General features: G+C 51.3%; 1 protein-coding gene. It reads right to left on the minus strand.

The window, feature by feature from the left end:
• Positions 1-761: IS256 family transposase (locus ACX1DY_RS31445; RefSeq protein ID WP_458968046.1), on the minus strand; the 761-nt coding region annotated here is incomplete at its 3' end.
• Positions 762-865 lie beyond the last annotated feature (104 nt).

Here is an 865-nt window from a genome sequence, read left to right on the forward strand (position 1 = left end):
ACCCGGATTTTGGGGAACGTGGCACGGACTTTGTGAACGACACAGTGCTGTACATCGGCCTTGGGGTACACTTCTTTGAATGCGGCATCCAGTCCGGGTAGACCGTCAAATACACCGAGTAGGACTTCCTGCGCTCCACGGTTGTAGAGATCCTTGAGCACCTCTCTCCAACCGTTCGAGCTCTCTTGACCCCCAACGTAAAACCCAAGAATTTGACGGTGTCCGTCTTCATCAATGCCCATGGCAAAATAGACAACTTCACCGCCGACGGTGCCTCGTTTGAGTTTCACGTACAGCCCATCCAGGTAAATCACGGAGTAGCGTTTGGCGAGCGGACGCGACTGCCAGTTCTGAATGTCCTCCAGTACCGTGGCGGTAATATTGCTCACAGTCGCTGCGGAATAATGGCTACCAAACATACTTTCAATAAAACGGGCAACGTCCCGCGTACCCATGCCGCTTTTGTACATCTGGATCACCGCCTCTTCCAGCCAGCCGTCCCGGCGTTGGTAGGGTTCAAACATTTGCGTCTGGAAGTGTCCTCTACGGTCCCTGGGAACCTCCAGATCCTCCAGATGGCCGTACTTGGTGTGCAGGCTCCGAGTATAGTAGCCATTGCGACTGTTTCGCTCACCGGCTTGCTCGTTCTCCATGAAGTGCTGAATTTCAGCTCTCATGATGGATTCCAGGTTCTCTTTGACAAACTCCGTGACAAGATTTTCAAATAGATTATTCATTAGATTTTCGGGTACAATAGTCATCGAGTAGGGTTCCTCCTTGGTGGTTTCGCAATCCCGAGGATACCCTACTTTTTTGTTGCCTGGCTAGGCTCCAAATCTTGGTACACAACTTACTTTACGCCATC

The sequence above is a fragment of the Paenibacillus sp. BAC0078 genome, from assembly GCF_054483875.1.